This is a genomic window from Amycolatopsis sp. NPDC114478, assembly GCF_055633805.1.
This window is the reverse complement of sequence record NZ_JBVKDO010000005.1, coordinates 343,814-366,264: the sequence shown is the minus strand read 5'-3', so window position 1 is coordinate 366,264 and position 22,451 is coordinate 343,814. Positions and strand designations below refer to the sequence as shown.

Below are 22,451 nucleotides of genomic sequence, written 5' to 3'. Positions count from 1 at the left end.
GGGCAGACGGCCAGTCAGGCCCGGTGCGGCATCGGCCGATCGGCCGAGGGAGCGCGGGCCACTCGGCCAAGGTGCGGACGCGGCCCGATCCTCTAACGTCACGTTGTGACCGCCGCGCCCCCGCCGAAAACGCTGTACGCCCGCGCCGCCGCCCTGGTGCGGCGCATCGGCGTGCCTTCGGCCGTCCTGTACGCCGCGCTGCTCTTCGACGTCGTCTTCACGACGCAGGCGGCGCTCGACGATCACGGGCCCAAGTTCATCGACTTCGGCCTGCTGCCCGGCATGTTCGCGATGGTCGCCTGCGCGGTGTGGGCGCAGAAGCGCGCGGCGGTCGCCGGGGTGGCCGGCGGCGCGGTGCTGGTGTTCTCGACGCTGTGGATCTACGCGTTCCGCCTCCCGGCGTACTCCAGCGTGCTGCCGAAGATCACCATCACCGAGGTCGTGGCCGGGGTGCTGATGGTCTACTACGTCACCCGGCGGGCGCGGGCGGGCGTGGCGTTCTGCGTGGTCAGCTTCCTGGTCGTCGGCGGCCTCGTCGCGCTCTTCGGCCGGTACCGGGGCATCAACGACATCGACAGCGGCACGGCGACGCAGGGTCTGGTGTTCGGCCTGCTGCTGCTCGTCGGACCGGTCGTGCCCGCGATCACGCTGCGGGACCGCCGGCCGAACGCCGACCCGCGGACGCGGAAGCTGCAGCGGGTGAACGAGCTGGCCATGGGGCAGTGGCCGCTGATCGGGCTGCTCGGGTTCGCGCTGCTGTTCGAGTTCGGCTACACGTACTCGAGCAACGCCCGCGGGTTCCCGATCCTCTTCTGCTCGCTCGCCGCGGCCCTCGTCGCGGTGCTGTCGCCGCGGCGGCCCGCGGACGCGCTGCTCGGCATCGGCGGGATCCTGCTGGTGTCCGCGGTCGTCACGCCGTTCCTGCACCTGCGCTACGACTACCCGATGCCGGGCGGGGTGCCGTTCGTGCAGGTCATCGCGGCGATGGGCGTGATCGTGAACCTGACTCGGGCCCGCGGCCTGAGCCAGTCGTGGCCGCGGATCGGCCTCCTGTCCGCCGTCGTCGCCCTCGCCGCGATCCTCAACTCGAACCAGCCCCGGGGCCTGCAGAGCGACCCCCAGGTCCTGTCGATCCTGGCCTTCGCCGCGGCGCTGCTGCTCGGCATCTCGATCGCCACCGGCCTGATGCTGCGGTCGCGGGACTCCGAGCGCACCACGGTCGTCAAGTCGGCGGTGGCCGACGCGCAGACCGCCGAGCGGATGGCGCTGGCCCGCGAGCTGCACGACGTCGTCGCCCACCACGTCACCGGGATCGTCGTGCAGGCCCAGGCCGCGCGCATGATGGCCTCGCAGAAGCCGGAGGTCGCGGTCGAGGCGATGGAGCGGATCGAGAACGCGGGCGTCGAGGCCCTCGCGGCGATGCGGCGGCTGGTCCGCTCGATGCGCGGCGACGCGCCGGCCGGGGCGAGCGAGTTCAGCGAGCAGGCCACCACCGATCTGGGCGCCGACCTGCGGAAACTGGTCGAAAGCGCCAACCACGGCGTGCCGACGTCGATGCACCTCGACCTGCCGCCGGACCTGCCGCACGAGGTCGGCCGCTCGGCGCTGCGGCTGGTGCAGGAGTCGCTGACGAACGTCGGCAAGCACGCCTCGGACGCGACGGACGCGTTCGTGCTGGCCGAAGTGAGCGGCGCCGAGCTGCACTTGCGGGTGACGGACAACGGCCACGAGACGGCGCGGCGGCCGGCCGGCGGGTCGGGCGGATACGGTCTGGTCGGCATGCGCGAACGGGTCGCGCTGCTCAAGGGAAGGCTGTCGGCCGGGCGCGGCCCGGACGGCGGCTGGCGGGTCGAAGCGTGGCTGCCGCTGGCCGCCGGGGAAGGGGACGAGTGATCCGGGTACTGATCGCCGACGACCAGGAGATGGTGCGGATGGGCTTCCGCATGATCCTGGACGCCCAGGACGACATCGAGGTCGTCGCCGACGTCGCGGACGGCGTCTCGGCGGTGTCGAAGGCCCGCGAGCTGCGCCCGGACGTCTGCCTGCTCGACATCCGCATGCCGGGTCTCGACGGCCTCGAGGTCACCCGGCAGCTGGCCGGCCCCGACGTGAGCGACCCGCTGAAGGTGGTCGTGGTCACGACGTTCGACCTCGACGAGTACGTGCACACGGCGCTGCGCAACGGCGCCCACGGCTTCTTGCTCAAGGACGCGGGCCCGGCGCTGCTGATCGAAGCGGTCCGCGCGGCCGACCGCGGGGACGCGCTGGTCTCGCCGCAGATCACCATCCGCCTGCTCAAGCACTTCGACGGCGGCTCGGCCCGTTCGCAGGGGGCACCGCCGTCGGAGCCGCTGACCGCGCGGGAGATGGACGTGGTCAAGGCGGCGGCGCGCGGGCTGACGAACACCGAGATCGGCGCGGAGCTGTTCCTCTCGCTGTCCACGGTGAAGACGCACCTGGCGTCGGTGCAGGGCAAGATCGGCGCGCGCAACCGCGTGGAGATCGCGGCGTGGGCGTGGCGGAGTGGAGTCGTCTCGTAATCGAGGGTGCGTAGTATCCAGAGATGCAACGCCGTTTCCACGCCCCTGTCGTTCTCCCCGCCGACGCGTCCTGTTCGCTCCTGCGTGACGCGGTCGTCGATGTGGACGCCGACGGGCGCATCTCCTACTGCGGACCGGCGGCCACCGCCCCCGAGTCCGCCGCGCCGGTCACCACCCTGACCGGCATCCTGCTTCCCGGCCTGGTCAACACGCACGCGCACAGCCCGATGACGCTGCTGCGCGGCATGGGCGGCGACCTGCCGCTGCTGCCCTGGCTCAACGAGATCATCTGGCCCGCCGAAGCGAAGCTGCGGCCCGAAGACGTCCGCACCGGCATGCTGCTGGGCTCGGTCGAGATGCTCCGCCACGGCGTCACGACCAGCGCCGAGATGTACTTCGAAGGCGAGCAGCTGGTCGACGCGGTCCTCACGACGGGCGGCCGCGTGCTGGTCGCCCCGCCGGTGATGGAGCTGCCGGGCCTCGACTGGCGCGCCCAGCTGGCGGCGATCGAGCGCTGGATCGACACGGACGGCCTGCGCTTCGGCCACGGCGACCGCATCGAGCTGGGCTACGGCCCGCACTCGGCGTACATGCTCTCTGCGGAGGGGTTGCGCGCGACGGCGGAGTCGGCGGCCGCGCGCGGTGCGCTGGTGCAGATCCACGTCGCCGAGGCGGCCGCGGAAGACACGGCGGTCCGCGCCTCGCACGGTTCGGTGCCCGCGCTGCTTCGTGAGCTGGGCATGCTCGACGGCCGGGTGCTGGCGGCGCACGCGATTCACCTGTCGGACTCCGACATCGCGCTGTTCGCGGCGCACGGCGTCGGCATGGCGCACTGCCCGGGTTCGAACGCGAAGCTGGCTTCGGGCATCGCGCGGATCGCGGACCTGCGCGCGGCCGGGGTCGCGGTGGGTCTGGGTACGGACGGCCCGGCGTCGAACGACGACATCGACCTGTGGGAAGAGCTCCAGCTCTCGGCGATGTTCGCCCGCCTGGCGACCGGCGACTCGACGGTGCTGACCGCGGCCGACGTCTTCCTGCTGGCGACCCGCGGCGGGGCCGCGGCGCTGGGCCGGGACGACATCGGCGCGCTGGAGCCGGGCCGCTGGGCCGACCTGGTGCACATCGACCTCGACGACCCGGCGTTCGCGTGCGGCGTCGACGTGCCGGACGTGCAGCTGCTGTCGAACCTGGTGTGGGCGGCGGGGTCGCGGCGGGTCCGGGACGTGTGGGTCGCGGGCGAGCAGGTCGTCGCCGACGGCGAGTCGCTGAAGGTGGACCGGGCGAAGGTCCAGGCCGGAGTGGCCGAGACCGCCGCCCGGCTGCGCGCTTAGTTCGGCCGCAGGATCAGCTCGGTCAAGTGGGCGTCCGGGGTGGCGGACACCGCCGTCACCACCGCGGTCGCCACCGAGTCCGCCTTCAGCAGGTGCGACGTGTCGTAGTCGCGGCCTTCGCCCTTGAAGATCTCCTGCTGCATCTCGGTGTCCGTACGGCCCGGGTAGACCGACGTCACGCGGATCTCCGGCTCCTCCTCGCGCAGGGCGTCGGCGAAGGCGCGGACGGCGAACTTGCTCGCCGCGTACGGCGACCAGCCCGGACGCGCGTTGCGGCCCGCGCCGGAGTTGATCACCACCACGTGGCCGCGGGCCGTCCGCAACGCCGGCAGCAGGAGGCGGGTCAGCTCGACCACGGCCAGGGTGTTGACCTCGAAGTTGTCGCGCCACGCCTGAGCCGGCGCCTCCTCGACACGGCCGAGGTGGGCGACCCCGGCCGAGTGGACCAGGACGTCCAGCGACCGGATGTCCGCGACCGCCGAGGCGAGCGAGTCCGGGTCGGTCAGGTCGACGGGCCACGGCTTCGCGCCGGGGAGCTCCTTCGCCAGCGCCTCGAGGGCGGCCGCGTCCCGGCCGCCGAGGAGGACGCGGTGGGTCGGGGCCAGCTGGTGGGCGACCGCCTTGCCGATGCCGCGGGAAGCGCCGGTCACGAGGGCGAGGGGAAGATCCGTCATGCCCCCACCGTAGCTACGCGAAGCCGACGTCGACCGTCCGGTCGTCGCGCTTGTCCTTGCCCAGCTGACGCGGGTCCGTGCAGCCCGTCGCCGGATCCGCGTCGGAGTCCTTGGTGTCGTCTCCGGCGTCCTTCACCGTCGGGTGCTTGCCCTCCGCTGTGAAGCACACCTGGTAGCTGCCGTCCTCGAGACCGTCGAAGCCGTACGCGCCGTCCGGGCCCGTCACCACGCTCGCGATCTCCTTGTCGCCGCTCTTCAGCACCGCCTTCACGCCGGCCAGGCCCGGCTCGCCCGCGTCCTGCAGGCCGTTGCCGTTGGTGTCCGACCAGGCGAAGTCGCCGATGCGGTTCGTCGGCGTGACCAGGCCGAGGTCCACCGCGAAGTCCTCGTGCGACGGGGCGCCGACCGTGCGCGGCGCAGCGCAGCCGTCCGGCCCCGCGTCCGAGTCGCGGTCGTCGGGTGCAGCGTCCTTGCTGGTCACCGCGTAGCCCGAGGGCACCGCGAAGCAGACCTGGTACGTGCCGTCCTTCAGCTTCTCGAAGCCGTACTTGCCCTTGTCGTCGGTCGTCGCGGTGGCGATCGTGCCGCCCGCGCCGTCCTTCAACGTCACCATCACGCCCGCGACGCCGGGCTCGTCCGGGTCCTGGATCCCGTCGCGGTTGCGGTCCGCCCAGACGAAGTCGCCGATCTTGGCGATCGCCGGCGGCGGCAGGACGGTGATCGTCGCCGACGCCGTCTTGTCGCCCAGCGTGCCGCCCGGGTACTGGACGCCGGTCACCTTCGCCGTGTTGACGTGCCCGGTGTCGGCCACCGTCAGGTTCGGGTGGTCGCAGGTCAGCGCCTTGTTCGCGCCCGCCGCGAGCGCGAACGGCGCGAACGTCCCGGTGCACCACGGGTCCAGCACGGTGATCCCGGACAGGTCCTGCGTGCCCTCGTTCGCCACCGTGACGCGGTAGTGCGCGGTCTCGCCCGCGGTGACCGTCGCGAACGGGCCCCACGCGCCGGTCGCCGGGTTCTGCACTTCCTTCTTCACGGAGTACGCCGCGAGCTGCAGGCCGACGCAGTCCCAGCGCAGCCGCTCGGCGCTCGTCGTCGCGAAGAACTTCACCGCCGCTGCCTTGGCCGGGGCCGTCACCGCCGGGAACTCCTGCTTAGCCAGGTGGCCATCGGCGGCGTCGTGGTCGGCGACCAGCTTGGTCTCCTGGACCTGGGCGCCGGTCACGTCGTAGAAGCGCAGGCCGGTCGCCGGTCCGGCGCCGGGCACGTACGAGCCGGTCGACACGCTCAGCGTGTAGACGCCGCCGGGCACGAACTTCTCGGTCGAAGTCGCGGTGCTGGCCTTGCCGTCCGGCGTCTGGATCACCGCGGACCGCTGCCCGTCGACGGCGAACGCCTGCTCGGTCAGCAGCCTCGGCACCTTGGCGGACGGGGTACCGGGCGGCACGGGCGCGGCCGGCGTGAAGACGTAGGCGTCCGGGGCGCCGTTGCGGGCGGTCTCCTCGACGCTCGGGTTGGCCGCGATCCCACCGCACGCCGACGGCGCGCCCGCGGCGGCCGCGGGTACGACCGTCCCCGAGAGCGCCACCACCGCCACTGCCACTAAGCGAGCCGAACGGACCATGCCTCGACTATGGCGCGCCCCCGGGGCCCGCACCGGGCGAGAACCGTCCACTTAAGAGTGAACCTTATTCTGGTTAGGCTGGCGCTACGGATCGCGAGCGGCGGCATGAAGCCGCCGCTCGCGCCGGCCGACGGCTGAATAAGGTTCAGTGAATCTCGGCCGGCGCGGGCCCCTGCGCGTCAGCGTTCGCCGATGCGGCCGGGCAGGCCGAAGCGGCCCTTCTTCCACACCGAGACGATCGACGGCCGCGGCTGCGCGGTGCCGCCGTCGGGCCAGTGCGACGTCGGGTTCGCCGAGCTCGCCGCGTTTTCGCCCGGGTGCTGGACCGCGACGAGCACCAGGTGGTCCGTCACGACCGGGCCGCACGTCTCCGCGCCGACCGGCACCGAGAGGAACTGCTTGACGTGCCCGCGCTCCGGCCCGGTGACCGGCACCGAGAACAGGCCGTCGTTCGCGCCGAGGGCGTTGCCGTCGGTGGCGATCCACAGGTTGCCGTGCCGGTCGAAGGCCACGTTGTCCGGGCACGAGATCGGGCTGACCTGGCTCTTGTCGAAGCCGCCGAAGTACGTGTCGGCCGCGGCCGGGTCACCGCAGACGAGCAGCAGCCGCCACGAGAAGCGCGTCGACGCCGCGTCGCCGCGGTTCTCCTCCCACTCCAGGATGTGACCGTTCTTGTTGCCGTTGCGCGGGTTCACCTCGTCGACGCCGGCCTTGCCCGCCGCGCCGCGGTCGGTGTTGTTGGTCAGCGCCGCGTAGATCCGGCCGTTGACCGGGTTCGGCTCGATGTCTTCCGGGCGGTCCATCTTCGTCGCGGCGACCTTGTCGGCGGCCTGGCGCGTGAAGACGTAGACCTCCTCGGCGGTGAATCCGTCCACAAAGGACTTATCGCCGCTGGCCAGCGGGATCCACTCGCCGGTGCCGTCGAACTCGTGGTCCGCCGGGAGCTTGCCGGTGCCGTCGATCTCGCCGGGGCTGTCGCCGGTGAAGCGGGCGACGTACAGCGTGCCCTCGTCGAGCAGCGCCGAGTTGTGCCGCCGCGCGTGCGCGCTGGTGCCGGGCTTGTACTTGCCCTTCGAGACGAACTTGTAGATGTACTCGAACCGGCTGTCGTCCCCGGAGTAGACGGCGACCTGGCCGTCCGCGGTGATCTTGACGTTCGCGGCCTCGTGCTTGAACCGGCCGAGCGCGGTGTGCTTGACCGGCGTCGAGTTCGGGTCGTTCGGGTCGATCTCGACGACCCAGCCGAAGCGGTTCGGCTCGTTCGACTCCTGCGAGACGTCCCAGCGCTTGTCGAAGCGCTCCCACTTGCGGGTGCTCGTCCCGGCGCCGACGGAATAGCGCTTGAGCCGCGCGGCGGCGACCGGGTCGGTGACCTTGTCGGAGTTGGCGAAGTACTGGTCGAAGTTCTCCTCGCCGGAGAGCACCGTGCCCCACGGCGTCACGCCGCCGGAGCAGTTGTTCTGCGTGCCGCGGACCTTGCGCCCGGTCGGGTCGGCCGACGTCTTCAGGTACTTCGAGCCGGCGGCCGGGCCGCGGACCTCGAAGACCGTGTCGAGCGTGATCCGGCGGCCGTAGCGGCTCGGGACGACCGCGAGGCCGCCGTGCACCGGGTCGCGGCGGGTCAGCAGCACCGACAGGCCGTGCGCCGCCCAGGCGATCTTGACCTGCTCCTCGGTCGGGTTCGCCGGGTCGTACTGGTCGGCCGGGAACATGTGGACCTCGGTCGTGTACTCGTGGTTGACCACGAGCAGGTTGCTCAGCCCCAGCGGGTCCTGCGGGATCAGGCCGACGAAGTCGTTGTTGTAGCCGAACTGCTTGGCCTGCGCGGCCGCCGTCTGCTTGGTGAAGTCGAACTTCGGGGCGCCGGCGACGACCGGGTCGCCCCAGCGGACGACGACGCGCTGGTCGTAGGCCGCGGGGACGCTGACCTGGTCGAGCTTGTTCGGCGGGACCGGCTCGAAGTCGGTGCCGGGGACGGGCCGCGGCGGCTTCGGAGCGGGTCCGGCGGGCGAGGCCGCCGCCGTGCCGGACAGGGCGGCGAACCCGCCCGCGGCGGCGGCCATCACGGCACCGGCCTTGAACACCCGGCGGCGCGAGATGTCCTTGACGACGTCGCCGAAGTACTCGTTGCCGGATTCGTTGGCCTCCGGGTGGGCGCACGCGTTGCCGCAGCGGTACTCGCAGGTGATCGGGGATCGGCCGCCAGGGTGGGCGGGGAACAGCGGGAGCAGGCGGTCGAGCACAACGCCTCCAGAGTGGGAGTTCGGGAACGAACCGAACCTAAGCTCCCAAAACCAGCCAATCCAGACATTCAGGTGAACACCTGGTGTACTGGCCTTCCGGTCAGAACTCCTCGCCGACGAGCGCGGCTTCCTTCGGCACCGCGTGCGGGTCGGCCTGGCGCTCCCGCAGCGAGAGCAGCGCGCCCGCGACGACGCACAGCACGGCCGAGGCGATGAACGGCGCCTGCGGGGAGCCGAACCACTCGGCGACGTGCCCGACGAGCGTCGCGGCGACGGCGCCCCCGAGCCAGCGGCAGAAGTTGTAGCCCGCGCTGGCGACCGGGCGCGGCGCGTCGCTGATCGACATCGCGGTGCCGGTGAACAGCGTGTTCAGCAGGCCGGACACGAGCCCCGAAACGATGATCCCGGCGACCAGGACCGGCTTGCTCGGCACGGCGAGCACCAGCATCAGCACGGCGTAGCCGAAGACGGCTGCCGCGGCGGCGTGCCGCTCACCGAGCCTGGCGGCGAGCCGCGGCGCGAGGGCGACCCCGGCGACGGCGACGCACAGGCCCCAGCCGCAGAAGACCAGCCCGACGGCGATGGCGCTCCACCCGAGGACGAACGGCGACCAGGCCAGCACCGCGAAGAACGCGGCCGTGTACAGCGCCGACGCGACCGACGTGCGCAGCAGGCCGGGGTGCTTCAGCGCGCGCAGCGGGTCGAGCAGCTTGATCGGGGCGCGCTGCTCGCCCTTGTCGCTCTTGAGGAAGACCGCGCACAGCACGAGCGCGCCGGCCATCAGGACCGCGGTGCCGAGGAACGGGCCGCGCCACGAGATGCTGCCGAGCAGCGCGCCCAGCAGCGGGCCGACCGACAGGCCGACCCCGAGGGCGGCCTCGTAGAGCAGGATCGCGCCGGACTGGCCGCCGGTCGCGGCGCCGACGATCACCGAAAGCGCGGTCGCGATGAAGAACGCGTTGCCGAGCCCCCAGACCGCGCGCAGGCCGACGAGCTGCTCGATCGAGCCGGCGGCCGAACACAGCGCGGTGGCCGCGACGATCAGCGTCAGCCCGACCAGGACGGTCTTCTTCGGGCCGAACTTGGCGCTCGCCGCGCCGGTGACCAGCATCGCGATGACCTGGACGCCGAGGTAGGACGAGAAGAGCAGCGTGACCTGCGACGGCGTCGCGTCCAGGCCCTTGGCGATGGACAGCAGGATCGGGTCGACCAGCCCGATCCCCATGAAGGCGATGACCGCGGCGAACGCGGTGATCCACACCTGCTTGGGCTGGCCCTTGACGGCGTCCAGCAGGCTCGAGTGGTGTTCAGCGCTCATCGCTGATCAGTTCCTCCTTCTTGGTGTTCACGAGCAATTTGGCGAGGGCGGGGAGGGCGGCTTCGATCGCGGCGCGGTCGGTGTCGTCCATGGCGATGAGCCGCTCGCGGAGGAACTCCTCCCGAGCGGCCACCGTCTCGGCGTAGAAGCGGCGACCCTCGTCGGTGACGTCCACGAGCACCGCCCGCCGGTCGGCGGGGTCCGGCGTGCGGGTGGCGAGGCCGAGGCGCTCGAGCCGGCTGACGACGTCGGTCATCGACGGCAGCTTGACCTGCTCGAACTCGGCCAGCGCGCTCATCCGCCGCGGCCCGCCGTTGACCAGCTCGCTCAGCACCGAGCCCTGCGTGAGGGTCAGCGACAGTTGCGGCGTCTGCCGGCGCACCTGGTGGTACAGCCGGAAGACCAGCGGCCGCAGCCGGTGGGCGAGGTCGGCGATCGGGGAAGTCACTTAGCTATGCTAACAAAAATTAGTAAGGGTGGCTAAGTAAGTCGGCTCACAGGCTAGGCTCGGGGGATGGAAGCGGTGATCTTCGACCTCGACGGCGTCCTGGTGGACTCGGAGCGCATCTGGGACGAGGTGCGCCGGGCAGTGGTGGCCGAGCACGGCGGCACGTGGCGTCCCGAGGCGACGCGGGCGCAGCAGGGGATGAGCACGCCGGAGTGGGCCCGCTACCTGGTGGAGGAACTGGGCGCGCGGCTGTCGCCACCGGAGATCGCCACTTTGGTGGTCAAGCGGATGGCGGCGCGGTATGCGGCTGAACCGCCGTTGATCCCCGGGGCGGTCGAGGTCGTGCGGCAGGTGTCGGGGCGGTGGCCGGTGGCGATCGCGAGTTCGTCGCCGGTGATCTTGATCAAGGGCTTCTTGGACGTGACGGGGTTGCCGGTGGGGGCGGCGGTGTCGTCGGAGCAGGTGGGGGCCGGGAAGCCGGCGCCGGACGTGTACCGGCGGGCGGCCGAGCTGCTGGGGGTTTCGCCGGGCGATTGCGCGGCTGTCGAGGACACAACGAACGGGCTGCGGTCGGCGTTGGCCGCGGGGATGGCGGTGTATGCGGTGCCGAACCCGCACTTCCCGCCGGATCCCGAGGTGTTGAAGCAGGCCGCGGCAGTGGTGGAGAAGATCACCGATCTGCCGGGAGCGCTCGGGCTCAGCTGACGTCGTAGCGCACCGGCGGCGAACCGGCGGCCACATCGGCCACGAACACTTGGTAGGTGTTCCCCAGCCTGCCAACCCACCGGCCTTGGCTCAGGTCGCCCTTCGCGTCGTAGAGCCGCAGGAGATCCGTCGTGGAGCCGAGCAGGTAGACCGCCTTGTCCGGCGGCAGCGGCCCGAAGTTTTCGCCGATGTACCCGGCCAAGAGGACCTTCCCGTCCGCCGAAACGAAGGGAACACACCGCGGCGAAGGGCCGAACTGCGGGCTGCTGCTGCTGAACGGCAAGTCCGCGGGCATCGCGGCCACGCAGAACAGCAGGCCGGGTTCGCCCCGCCGGATCGTCGTGAAAGCCCAGGCTCGCCAGCGGTCGGTCTGGCCGGCGAACTCCGTGAGGGCCACCGGCGTACCCATCATGAGCAGCTCCGCCATGGGCTCGTACACCGGCGTCGCCAGCTTCAGCGCTTGCCCCGGGTTCGCCGGCGGAGTCGAAGCCGTGTTCAGCTGCGTGGCCAGGAGCACGCTCGTCAGCACCACCAGGACCGCCGCAAGCGGCGCGATCACCACCGTCAACCGGCGGCGCCGGGGTTGGTGCTGCCTCCTCTGCTGCTCCGCCCACGCCGCGTCGAGGTTGGGCGTGACCTCCTCCGCCTGCCCGCGCAGTGCTTCGGCCAGCTTGCGTTCCAGGTCGGTCATCGCTCACCTCCCGGCTCTTCCCCCAGGTGCTTGCGCAGGTTCTCCATCGCGTGGTGGGTCGTCGCCTTGACCGTTCCCGGGGAAATACCCAGGGTCTCCGCGATGCCCGCCGTACTGAGGTCCAGCCAATAGCGAAGCACCAGCACCTCGCGTTGGCGACGGGACAATTTCCCCAGCACCGTCCGCAACCGCTCGTGCTCCCAGTTGGCCACCGCCCGGACCTCGGCCGACAGCTCGTCCGGCGGCCGCTCCTGCGGGGTCCGCCGGACGACGCGCAGGTGCCGCGTGCGCGACCGGGACATGTTCACCACGGTCGTGCGGAGGTAGCCGGCCACCCGCGTGTGGTCGGACAGGGTGTCCCAGCGCTGGTGGAGCTTGACGAAGGCCTCCTGGGCGACGTTCTCCGCGTCGTCCGCGCCGAGCAGGTGGGCGAGCCGCGTCATCTGGGCGAAGTACTCCCGGAACAGGTCGTGGAACGTCGGCGCGCCCAGATCCCCCGGCGCGCTCTCGCCCACGCTCGCACTCACGCCCCGCCAACGCCCACCCCGCCCCACCGGTTTAGTGGAGCACGCGAAGAAGGCCGCCACCAGCGGTGACGGCCTTCTCCGGGTACCGAGGGTTACCGCTCGACTTCGCCGCGGATGAACTTCTCGACGGCGTCGCGGGCAGTCGCGTCGTCGTACTGCTCCGGCGGCGACTTCATGAAGTAGGACGACGCCGACAGGATCGGGCCGCCGATGCCGCGGTCGAGCGCGATCTTCGCGGCGCGCACGGCGTCGATGATGATGCCCGCCGAGTTCGGCGAGTCCCACACCTCGAGCTTGTACTCCAGGTTCAGCGGCACGTCGCCGAACGCGCGGCCCTCGAGCCGGACGTAGGCCCACTTGCGGTCGTCGAGCCACTGCACGTAGTCCGACGGTCCGATGTGGACGTTGCCCTTGCCGAGCTCGCGGTCGACCTGCGACGTCACCGACTGGGTCTTCGAGATCTTCTTCGACTCGAGCCGCTCGAGCTCCTTCATGTTCAGGAAGTCCATGTTCCCGCCCACGTTGAGCTGCATCGTCCGGTCGAGCTGGACGCCGCGGTCCTCGAACAGCTTGGCCAGCACGCGGTGCGTGATGGTGGCGCCGACCTGGGACTTGATGTCGTCGCCGACGATCGGGATACCCGCGTCGGTGAACTTCTGCGCCCACTCGGGGTCGGAGGCGATGAACACGGGCAGCGCGTTGACGAACGCCACGCCGGCGTCGATCGCGGCCTGGGCGTAGAACTTGTCGGCCACCTCGGAGCCCACCGGCAGGTACGACACGAGCACGTCGGCCTGCGCCTCGCGCAGCGCGGCGACGATGTCGACCGGGGTCTCGTCGGACTCCTCGATCGTCTCGCGGTAGAAGCGGCCGAGCCCGTCGTGGGTGTGGCCGCGCTGGACGGTGACGCCGAGCGGCGGCACGTCGGCGATCTTGATGGTGTTGTTCTCGGAGGCGAAGATCGCCTCGGACAGGTCGCGGCTGACCTTCTTGGCGTCCACGTCGAACGCGGCGACGAACTCGATGTCGCGGACGTGGTACCCGCCGAAGTCGACGTGCATCAGACCGGGGACGCGGGTGGCCGGGTCCGCGTCGCGGTAGTACTGGACTCCCTGGACCAGCGACGCCGCGCAGTTGCCGACGCCCACGATGGCCACCCGTACGCGGCGGTTCTCGCCCATGGGGGTTTCTCCTTCAATCCGTGTCTGTTCAGTAGGTCTGGTGCCGCGACGCTGCGGCCCGCGCCGGGCGGCTCAGGTCTCCGGACCCTGCCGTTCGGCTTGTTCGTGCGCGATCAGCTCGTTGAGCCAGCGCACCTCCCGCTCGCTGGTCTCCAGCCCCAGCCGGTGCAGCTCGCGGGTGTAGCGATCGATCTTCTCCTCGGCCCTGGCGAGTGCCGCCCGCATGCCCTCACGGCGTTCTTCGACACGGCGGCGGCGCCCCTCGAGGATCCGCATCCGCACGTCGGCCGGGGTCCGCGAGAAGAAGGCCAGGTGGACGCCGAAACCCTCGTCGTCCCAGGTCTGCGGCCCGGCGTCGCCGAGCAGCTCGCCGAAGCGCTCCTTGCCCTCCGCGGTGAGCTTGTAGACCCGCCGCCCGCGCCGCGACCACGCCCGGTCGTCGGCCTCGTCCAGCTCTTCGACCAGGTACCCGGCCCGCAGCAGCTTCCGCAGGGTCGGGTACAGCGAGCCGTACGAGAACGTCCGGAACGTGCCGAGCGTCTCGTGCAGCCGCTTGCGCAGCACGTACCCGTGCATGGGCGCTTCGTGCAGAAGACCGAGGATCGCGAACTCCAGCACACCGCACCCCCTTTCGGGAACAAACCGAGACGTCGGGCGTTGCTCCGAACGATCGCCTCGATCCAACCTACTCAGCCACTATATCGCGCCGATACATCGAAGTGGCGAAGCTAACGAGGCCACTCACCCGAAATATGCGGGGCTTCGCCCCGGGCCGGGGGCTCCGCCACCCGGACCCCTGGACAGAGTGGGCGAAATTGACCGGAGAGTTATCGAACGTCCGGCGTGTCCCCGTCGGCTCCGCCACAGGTCGCGCTAGGGGGCGTGGACGACACAGGAAGAGCCCGTACTCTGTCCTGGTGATTAACCAGCGGCAGGTCGTGGACTACGCGCTGCAGCGCCGTGCGCTGCTAGCCGAAGTCCGCTCCGGGCGCGTCGGCAGCTACGAAGCCTGCGACGCGAGCCCGTACCTGCTGCGGGCGGCGAAGTTCCACGGCCGGGCCGGTGACCAGCCCTGCCCGATCTGCCGCCAGGAACCGTTGACCCTGGTGTCCTGGGTCTACGGTGACGAACTCAAGCACGTCGCGGGCTCGGCGAGGACTCCCGAAGAGCTGGCCAGAATGGCCGGCCGGTTCGCCGAGTTCACCGTGTACGACGTCGAAGTGTGCCGGGCGTGCCACTGGAACCACCTGGTCCGGTCGTACGTCCTCGGTACGGGGGAGCCGGCCGACGGTCCACGAAGGACCGCAGGCCGGTGAGCTGGATCACAACCGCTGAAGAGCGCAGAACGGCGCACTACCGGGCGCCGGTCTGGGAGGCCCATTCGTGAACGACGACCGCAACCGCTCCTGGCCCGGCCAGGAGCCAGATGCACCTCGCCGTGCCCAGTCAGGCCCGTGGCCGGGGGAAGACCCCGGACCGGCGTGGCCCGGTGAAGAGGCCCCCCGTCGACCCCAGCGCGGGACGCCGCCCCGGGGCAACCCGCGTGGCGGCGGGTCGCCTGAGTGGCCCGCAGGCGACGAGGGCGGTCCCCAGTGGCCCGCCGGCGACGAGCCGCCGAGGCGGCCGCAGCGCCCGCGTCAGCAGGGCCAGCAGGGCATGCCGCCCCGGCGCGCGGTCCCGCCGCCCGGGCAGCGCCCGCAGCAGGGTCCGCCCGGCTCGCCGCCGCAGGGCTTCCGCCAGCCCGGCAACCGGCCGGTGCCGCCTCCGGGGCGCGAGCCGGACCTGATCACCCACCACGCGCACAACGGCACCGACGACCTCGGCCGCGACCCGTACGACGACGGCTACGACGACGCCGCCTTCAACGAGTTCGCCGACGACGTCGAGCCCCAGGACGAGCTCGACGAAAAGGGCAAGAAGGTCCTCACCCCGGCGCAGCGCAAGAAGCGCCGGTGGAAGATCATCCGGCGGGTGGCGTACGCCTTCGTCGGGCTGTTCTTCGTCGTCCCCGCGATCGCGTTCGTCATCACGTACTTCCTGGTCGACGTGCCGACGCCGGAGAGCATCAAGTCGCTGCAGAACCAGCCGATCACCTACTACGACGCCAGCAACCAGGTGATGGGCCGGGAGCTGCCGCCGGGCGGCGACCGCCAGCTGCTCAAGCCGGGCGAGGTGCCCGAGGTCGTCAAGCACGCGGTGTACTCGGCGGAGGACGCGACGTTCGAGACCAACTCGGGCTTCGACGTCACCGGCATCCTGCGCGCGGTCTGGAACCAGGTCTCCGGCGGCCAGGGCGGTGGTTCGACCATCTCCCAGCAGTACATCAAGCAGGCGACGCAGAACGACGCCCCGACGCTGACCCGCAAGTGGACCGAGCTGGCCAAGTCGTTCAAGATGAACAACCAGCAGTCCAAGGAAGAGATCATCACTTCCTACCTGAACATCGTCTACTTCGGCCGCGGGGCCAACGGCATCCAGGCGGCCGCGAAGGCGTACTTCAACAAGGACGCCAAGGACCTCAACGCATCCGAAGCCTCGCTGCTGGCCGGCCTGATCCAGGGCCCCGGCCGCTCGGAGAACCAGGCGTACGCCCAGAAACGCTGGGCGTACGTGATGGACCAGATGGTCGCCAACAAGTGGCTGCGCGCGGACGAGCGGGCGACCTTCCAGTACCCGACGCCGATCGCGAAGAACGCCAACAAGGACCAGAACACGGGCAAGCTCACCTACCAGGTCCAGCAGCGGATCAAGGACGAGCTCGCGACGCGCGGTTACGACGAGAACAAGCTGTTCTCCAGCGGCGCCAAGATCTACACCACGATCGACCCGGCGGCCCAGGACGCCGCGGAGAAGGCCGCGGCCGACGGGATGAAGGGCCAGACCGACGAGAACCTGCTGAACGCGCTCGTCGCCGTCGACCCGAAGACCGGCGGGGTGCTCGCCTACTACGGCGGCCCCGAGATCGTAAAGGACGCCAACGGCAAGGACCAGGTCGGCCAGGACCGCGCCAACCAGGCGAGAAACCCGGGTTCGTCGGTGAAGGCGTTCGACCTCACGGCGTTCCTCAAGATGGGCAAGGGCCTCGGCGAGGTGTTCGACGGCTCGAACAACCGGGTGCTCGGCGGCCGGACCGTCCGGAACGCGGGTGACAGCGCGAGCTGCGGCAAGGACTGCACCGTCGCGAAGGCGATGGAGATCTCGGCGAACACCGTGTTCTACGACATGGTCCTGAACGTGACGAAGCCGTCGCGGGTCGCGGAAGCGGCCAAGGAAGCCGGGGTCAAGGTCGCGCCGGCGGGCAAGAGCGTCCTCTACACCGACGACAACAACATTTCGCTCGGTGGTGGTGGCACGGCCGTGACGCCGGAGGACATGGCGGCCGCGTACGCGTCGTTCGCCAGCGGTGGCACTTACCACGAGCAGCACTTCGTCGCGAAGCTGACGAACGCCCAGGACGAGGTGGAGTTCGACCAGAACAACATCAAGACCAACCCGGCGTTCGACGACAACGCGTCGAAGAGCCAGCAGATCGCGGGCAACGTCACCCAGGCGCTGATCCCGGTCATCGACCACTCCCACCTGAAGTGCCCCAGCGGCCACGACTGCGCCGGCAAGACCGGTACGCAGCAGTACACGCCGAAGGACGGCGACCCGAAGGCGTACGCCGACCGCAACGCGCAGACGTGGATGGTGGGCTACACCCCGTCGGTGTCGGCCGCGGTCTGGGTCGGCGGCGACGGCAACAAGCCGCTGCACGATCCGAACAACAAGCCGATCTTCGGTGCCACGATCGCCGGTCCGACGTGGCAGAACTTCATGAACCTCTACCTCAAGGGCAAGCCGGCGGAGAAGTTCGACAAGGTCCAGCCGATCGGCAAGGACGTCAACGACGTGACGACGACGCAGTCGAAGCCGCCGGACACGCCGACCACGACGACCCCGCCGAGCACCACGGAGACGCCGCCCAGCACGGAGCCGTCGAACACCGACACGTCCACGCCGACGCGGACCCGGACCCGCCCCGGGCCGCCGATCACGACCCCCAACCCCGGCGACGGCAACGGCAACACCTTCGGTGGTGGTGGCGGGATCGCCTCGCCACCGGGCTCCGGGCCCGGCTAGCGACGTCCTCCTTCAGGGCCCTCCGCGAACGCGCGGAGGGCCCTGAAGCGTTTCAGGAAGATCGTTTCGGCAACCCCACCGTCGTACGCGCGTCCTTTCCTAGAGGGAGTGGCGACTGTCGCCGCCCGCGCACACTGGAGGACTGCCCCGTGCCCGACGATCGATCCCGCTCCTGGCCCGGCCAGGGACCCGATCCGCGCCGTCGCGCACCCCAGGGTCCGCCCCCCGGCCAGGGTCCGCGCCGCCCGCAGCAGCCGTGGCAGCAGCAGCCGCCCCAGCAGCAGCCGCCGCGGACGCCGCCGCGCGGGTACCGGCCCGAGCCGCCGCCGATGAGCGGCGGCCCCGAGCTGATGACGCACCACGCGTACGAGGAGCCGGACACCCCCGACGTCGAGTCCGACGCCGACGGCAAGCCGGTCCTCACCCCGGAACAGCGGAAGAAGCGGCGCTGGAAGATCATCCGGCGCGTGGCCTACGCGTTCGTCGCGGTGTTCTTCGTGCTCCCCGCGATCGCGTTCGTCATCACGTACTTCCTGGTCGACGTGCCGTCGCCGACCGAGGTGGCGCAGAGCCAGAGCCAGGCGGTGACCTACCTCTTCGCCGACGGCTCGCCGATGGGCAAGGACGTCCCGCGCGGAGGCAACCGCGTGCTGCTGACGCCGGAGCAGATCCCCGACGTCATGAAGCACGCGGCGATCGCGACCGAGGACGCGACGTTCGAGACGAACTCCGGCTTCGACATCACCGGCCTGCTGCGCGCGGCCTACAACCAGGCCACCGGCGGCACGGGCGGTGGCTCGACGATCTCGCAGCAGTACATCAAGAAGGCCACCGACAACGACGCGCCCACGCTGACGCGCAAGTGGACCGAGCTGGCCAAGTCCTTCAAGATGAACCAGACGTACGAGAAGAAGGACATCATCACCGCGTACCTGAACATCATCTACTTCGGGCGCGGGGCGTACGGGGTCGGTGCGGCGTCGCAGGCCTTCTTCCACAAGGACGCCAAGGACCTGACCTTCTCGGAAGCCGCGCTGCTGGCCGGGCTGATCCAGCAGCCGGGCCGCTCGGAGAACCCCAAGGTCGCGCAAGACCGCTGGAACACCGCGCTCGACCGGATGGTGAAGAACAACTACATCACCGCGGCCGACCGCGCGGCGGCGAAGTTCCCGACGCCGATCCCGCTCGAAGACAGCAAGCAACAGGCCGGCGCGCCGCCCGCGTTCGTCGTCCAGCAGGTGAAGGACGAGCTGGCGGCGCACGACATCCCGGAGGACCGCTACTACTCCGGCGGCTTCGTCGTCCAGACGACGATCGACCCGAAGGCGCAGCAGGCCGCGGAGCAAGCCGCCACCGAGGCGCTCCAAAACCAGGTCGACGACAACCTGCTCGACGCCCTGGTCGCTGTCGACCCGAAGACCGGCGGCGTGCTCGCCTACTACGGCGGCAAGCCGATCGTCCAGGTCAACGGGCAGGACCAGGCCGGGCGCGACTGGGCGAACACACCGCAGAACCCGGGTTCGTCGATGAAGCCGTTCGACCTCACGGCGTTCCTCAAGATGGGCAAAGGCCTCGACGCGACGTTCGACGGCTCCAACAACCGCACCTTCGACGGCCGCGTCGTGCGCAACGCGGGCCCGGGCAGCAGCTGCTCGCAGGAGTGCACCGTCGCCGAGGCGATGAAGCGCTCGGCGAACACGGTCTTCTACGACATGGTCCTCAACCAGACCCACCAGCAGCCGGTCAAGGACGCGGCGCGCGAAGCCGGCGTGAAGACCAAGAACGACGACGGCGGCCAGTCGATCATCTCGACCAAGGACAACAACATCTCCCTCGGCGGCGGCGAAACCCAGATCACGCCGCTGGACATGGCCTCGGCGTACGCGACGTTCGCGGCCAACGGCCAGCAGCGGCCCCGCCACTTCGTGCTGAAAGTGAGCAACGGGCAGAACGAGGTCGCCTACGAGGCGCCGACCGATGCCAAGGCCGCGTTCGACAGCGACTCCGACAAGAGCCGCCAGATCGCCGGGAACGTCACCGAGGCGCTCAAGCCGGTGATCGACTTCTCGCACCTGAAGTGCCCGGCCGGCCACGAGTGCGCCGGCAAGACGGGGACCCAGCAGCACACGAAGACCGCGGATGAGCCGGCGTGGGCGGCGAACGCGAACTCGCAGACGTGGATGGTGGGGTACACGCCGTCGGTCTCGGTGGCGGCCTGGGTCGGCGGTGACGGCAACAAGCCGCTGCACGGCAAGAACAACTCGCCGATCTACGGCTCGACCATCGCCGGCCCGATGTGGGAGAAGTTCCTCTCGCTGTACCTGGCCGGCAAGCCGGGCGAACGGTTCGACAAGGTCGACCGCATCGGCGGCGAGGTCCCGCCGCCGCCGTCGTCGGACGTGGCCACGACGACCGACGCGCCCCCGACGAACCAGAACCAGGACAACGGCGGCGACAACAACGGCAACGGCAACAACGACGGCAACCAGGGTGGCAACCAGGGTGGCAACCACGGCAACCAGTCGTCGTCGCAGCCGAGCACGCCGAAGCACACGAAGTCGTCGACCTCTTCGAAGGAGACACCGACGAACTCCGGCGCGCCGGGCAACTAGCCGGCTGAACCACGGTGGGCCGCGGTCCGTGTCCCTTCCGAAAGGACTGCGTCCGCAGCCCACCGTGGAGGACGGCCCGTGAACCACGACCGCACGTCGCCCGGCCGGCAGCAGGCCCCGCGTCGACGTACCCGGCGGCCCGTGCCGCGCTCCGGCCTGCTGGGCGACGAGCCCGAGCTGATCACCCACCACGCGCACAACGGCACCGAGCCGGACGAGCCGCCGACCGTGCCGATCCTGCGCCAGCGCCCGGGTCAGCCGCCGCGCCGGCCGCGGCCGCTCACCGGCCAGGACCTGCGGCGACGGCGCTGGCGGCGGGTCCGGCGGATCGCCTACGTCGTAGCCGGGCTGTCGTTCGCCGTGCCGGCGATCGCGTTCCTGATCACCTACCTCGCCGTCGACGTCCCCTCGCCGGAGACGGTCGCGCAGGCGCAGGGCCAGGCCGTGACCTACCTCTACAGCGACGGCACCGAGATGGGCAAGGACGTGCCCACCGGCGGCAACCGGCAGATCCTGGCGGCCAACCAGATCCCGGACGTCGTGAAGAAAGCCGTGATCGCGACCGAGGACGCGTCCTTCGAGACCAACTCCGGCTTCGACGTCGGCGGCATCCTGCGCGCGGCGTACAACCAGGTCACCGGCGGGTCCGGCGGCGGGTCGACGATCTCGCAGCAGTACATCAAGAACGCTTCCGGCGACGACGATCCGACGCTGACCCGCAAGTGGGTCGAGCTCGCGAAGTCGTTCAAGATGAACCAGACCTACGAGAAGGCGGACATCATCACCGCCTACCTCAACATCATCTACTTCGGCCGCGGCGCCTACGGGATCCAGGCCGCCGCGCAGGCCTACTTCGGCAAGGACGTCGGGCAGCTCGACTACTCGCAGGCCGCGCTGCTGGCCGGGTTGATCCAGCAGCCGGGCCGCTCCGAGAACACCGCCGTCGCGACGGGCCGGTGGAACACCGCGCTGGACCGGATGCTGAAGAACGGCTACCTGACGCCGGCCCAGCGCGCTTCGGCGAAGTTCCCGGCGCCGATCCCGCTGCGGGAGAGCCGGGAAGCGGGCGCGCTGAACCCGTTCATCAAGGCCAAGGTCAAGGCCGAGCTGGCCGCGCAGGGCATCGACGAGAAGCAGTACTACTCGGGCGGGTTCCAGGTGTTCACGACCATCGACCCGGTGGCCCAGCAGTCGGCCGAGAAGGCCGTCGCCGAGGGGATGGCCGACCAGACCGACAGCCGGATCCTGAACGCGCTCGTCGCGGTCGACCCGAAGTCCGGCGGCGTGCTCGCCTACTACGGCGGCGACGCGATCGTGAAGGGCCCGAACGGCGAGGACCTGGCCGGGCGCGACTGGGCGGACGAGCCGCACAACCCGGGTTCGTCGATGAAACCGTTCGACCTGGCCGCGTTCCTCAAACTCGGCCGCGGCCTCGACGCGCGCTTCGACGGCACGTCACCTCGGACGTTCCCCGGCGTCGACCTGCCGATCCGCAACGCGGGCGACAGCAGCAGCTGCTCGCAGCAGTGCACGGTCGCCGAAGCCATGCAGCGGTCCACCAACACCGTCTTCTACGACATGGTCCTCAACGTGACGAAACCGTCCGGGGTGGCGGAAGCGGCGCAGGAAGCCGGGATCCGGACGGACGGCAACGGCGGCCGCAGCAAGCTGTTCACCGGCGACAACAACATCTCCATCGGCGGCGGCGGCACCCAGGTGACGGCGGCCGACATGGCGTCGGGGTACGCGACCTTCGCCGCGGGCGGCGTCCAGCGCGACCGGCACTTCGTGCAGAAGGTGACCAACGCGAACGGCGAAACCGCTTACGAGGCCAAGGATCGCTCGACCGACGCGTTCGCGGACAACGACCCGCAGAAGAGCGCGCAGATCGCCGGGAACGTGACGGCGGCGCTCGCCCCGGTGATCCAGTTCTCCAAGCTCAGCTGCCCGGCCGGCCACGAGTGCGCCGGCAAAACCGGGACGCAGCAACACACCCCGCAGAACGACGAGCCCGCGTCGGCGGCCAACGCCAACTCCCAGACGTGGATGGTGGGCTACACGCCCTCGGTGTCCGCGGCGGTCTGGGTGGGCAGCGACGGCGACAAGGCGCTGCGCGGCCCGAACGGCGCGCCGCTGTTCGGTTCGACGCTCGCGGGCCCGATCTGGGACCGGTTCATGCAGCTCTACCTGTCGGGCCGGCCGGGCGAGCGCTTCGACCGCGTGGCGGCGATCAGCTCACCGCAGGACCGGGTGCAGGTCCAGTTCCAGCAGCCGCAGCAGGAAGACCAGAACCAGCAGAACCAGCGGCAGCAGCCCGGGAACGGGAACGGGAACCGGCAGCAGGCCGATCAGCTCGAGCAGTTCCGCCAGTTCCAGCAACGGCTCCAGCAGCTGCAGGACCAGCAACGCGGCCGAAGGAGGCCGTGACGTCGGCGCTG

At 70.7% G+C, this 22,451-nt stretch carries 17 protein-coding genes; 8 read left to right on the top strand and 9 right to left on the bottom strand.

Annotated features, from left to right (window positions below; genetic code table 11):
• Positions 1-105 precede the first annotated feature (105 nt).
• From ACZ7OH_RS17685 to ACZ7OH_RS17675, 3 genes are read left to right on the top strand one after another with little or no spacing between them, the layout of a single operon-like run.
• Positions 106-1,893, top strand: a complete 1,788-nt coding sequence (locus tag ACZ7OH_RS17685; protein ID WP_470281730.1) for a sensor histidine kinase — start codon at positions 106-108, stop codon at positions 1,891-1,893.
• Positions 1,890-2,540 carry a response regulator gene (locus ACZ7OH_RS17680; protein WP_470281729.1) on the top strand — a complete coding sequence of 217 codons (651 nt, stop codon included), beginning with the start codon at positions 1,890-1,892 and terminating at the stop codon, positions 2,538-2,540. The genes ACZ7OH_RS17685 and ACZ7OH_RS17680 overlap by 4 nt, the downstream gene beginning before the upstream one ends.
• A 23-nt stretch (positions 2,541-2,563) precedes the next feature.
• Positions 2,564-3,871: an amidohydrolase family protein gene (locus ACZ7OH_RS17675; protein WP_470281728.1), complete on the top strand. Its 1,308-nt coding sequence runs from the start codon at positions 2,564-2,566 to the stop codon at positions 3,869-3,871.
• Here ACZ7OH_RS17675 and ACZ7OH_RS17670 read toward each other — a convergent pair.
• The 5 genes from ACZ7OH_RS17670 to ACZ7OH_RS17650 all read right to left on the bottom strand — a co-directional run bounded on the left by ACZ7OH_RS17670 (position 3,868) and on the right by ACZ7OH_RS17650 (position 10,175).
• Positions 3,868-4,545 carry an SDR family oxidoreductase gene (locus tag ACZ7OH_RS17670; RefSeq protein ID WP_470281727.1) on the bottom strand — a complete coding sequence of 226 codons (678 nt, stop codon included), beginning with the start codon at positions 4,543-4,545 and terminating at the stop codon, positions 3,868-3,870. The two genes, ACZ7OH_RS17675 and ACZ7OH_RS17670, sit on opposite strands and share 4 nt — an antisense overlap.
• A gap of 13 nt (positions 4,546-4,558) precedes the next feature.
• Positions 4,559-6,166: a DUF7850 domain-containing protein gene (locus ACZ7OH_RS17665; RefSeq protein ID WP_470281726.1), complete on the bottom strand. Its 1,608-nt coding sequence runs from the start codon at positions 6,164-6,166 to the stop codon at positions 4,559-4,561.
• Between the two features lie 179 nt (positions 6,167-6,345).
• Positions 6,346-8,409, bottom strand: coding sequence for a PhoX family protein (locus tag ACZ7OH_RS17660; protein WP_470281725.1), 2,064 nt, complete (start codon positions 8,407-8,409; stop codon positions 6,346-6,348).
• Positions 8,410-8,509: 100 nt separating this feature from the next.
• Complete coding sequence (locus ACZ7OH_RS17655; protein ID WP_470281724.1) at positions 8,510-9,727, bottom strand: MFS transporter; 1,218 nt, start codon at positions 9,725-9,727, stop codon at positions 8,510-8,512.
• A complete protein-coding gene (locus ACZ7OH_RS17650; RefSeq protein ID WP_470281723.1) occupies positions 9,717-10,175 on the bottom strand; it encodes a MarR family winged helix-turn-helix transcriptional regulator in 459 nt (152 codons plus the stop codon). The genes ACZ7OH_RS17655 and ACZ7OH_RS17650 overlap by 11 nt, the downstream gene beginning before the upstream one ends.
• A 66-nt stretch (positions 10,176-10,241) precedes the next feature.
• On the opposite strand from ACZ7OH_RS17650, the gene ACZ7OH_RS17645 reads away from it, so the two are divergent.
• Positions 10,242-10,880, top strand: coding sequence for an HAD family hydrolase (locus ACZ7OH_RS17645; protein WP_470281722.1), 639 nt, complete (start codon positions 10,242-10,244; stop codon positions 10,878-10,880).
• Here the strand turns inward: ACZ7OH_RS17645 and ACZ7OH_RS17640 are convergent.
• The 4 genes from ACZ7OH_RS17640 to ACZ7OH_RS17625 all read right to left on the bottom strand — a co-directional run bounded on the left by ACZ7OH_RS17640 (position 10,873) and on the right by ACZ7OH_RS17625 (position 13,897).
• A complete protein-coding gene (locus ACZ7OH_RS17640) occupies positions 10,873-11,571 on the bottom strand; it encodes a hypothetical protein (protein ID WP_470281721.1) in 699 nt (232 codons plus the stop codon). The two genes, ACZ7OH_RS17645 and ACZ7OH_RS17640, sit on opposite strands and share 8 nt — an antisense overlap.
• Positions 11,568-12,098, bottom strand: a complete 531-nt coding sequence (locus ACZ7OH_RS17635; protein ID WP_470281720.1) for an RNA polymerase sigma factor — start codon at positions 12,096-12,098, stop codon at positions 11,568-11,570. The genes ACZ7OH_RS17640 and ACZ7OH_RS17635 overlap by 4 nt, the downstream gene beginning before the upstream one ends.
• Positions 12,099-12,190: 92 nt before the next feature.
• Entirely contained in the window at positions 12,191-13,279 is a 1,089-nt protein-coding gene (locus ACZ7OH_RS17630; RefSeq protein WP_470281719.1) for an inositol-3-phosphate synthase, read from the bottom strand.
• Positions 13,280-13,351: 72 nt separating this feature from the next.
• Positions 13,352-13,897 carry a PadR family transcriptional regulator gene (locus tag ACZ7OH_RS17625; protein ID WP_086679623.1) on the bottom strand — a complete coding sequence of 182 codons (546 nt, stop codon included), beginning with the start codon at positions 13,895-13,897 and terminating at the stop codon, positions 13,352-13,354.
• A 299-nt stretch (positions 13,898-14,196) separates the two neighbouring features.
• On the opposite strand from ACZ7OH_RS17625, the gene ACZ7OH_RS17620 reads away from it, so the two are divergent.
• From ACZ7OH_RS17620 to ACZ7OH_RS17605, 4 genes are all read left to right on the top strand, one after another.
• Complete coding sequence (locus ACZ7OH_RS17620; protein WP_329053600.1) at positions 14,197-14,595, top strand: DUF5318 domain-containing protein; 399 nt, start codon at positions 14,197-14,199, stop codon at positions 14,593-14,595.
• A gap of 340 nt (positions 14,596-14,935) precedes the next feature.
• Positions 14,936-17,401, top strand: a complete 2,466-nt coding sequence (locus ACZ7OH_RS17615) for a transglycosylase domain-containing protein (protein WP_470281718.1) — start codon at positions 14,936-14,938, stop codon at positions 17,399-17,401.
• Positions 17,402-17,550: 149 nt separating this feature from the next.
• On the top strand, positions 17,551-20,013 hold the full coding sequence (locus ACZ7OH_RS17610; protein WP_470281717.1) for a transglycosylase domain-containing protein: 2,463 nt from the start codon (positions 17,551-17,553) through the stop codon (positions 20,011-20,013).
• Between the two features lie 78 nt (positions 20,014-20,091).
• Positions 20,092-22,440 carry a transglycosylase domain-containing protein gene (locus ACZ7OH_RS17605; protein WP_470281716.1) on the top strand — a complete coding sequence of 783 codons (2,349 nt, stop codon included), beginning with the start codon at positions 20,092-20,094 and terminating at the stop codon, positions 22,438-22,440.
• The last annotated feature ends 11 nt before the right edge of the window (positions 22,441-22,451 follow it).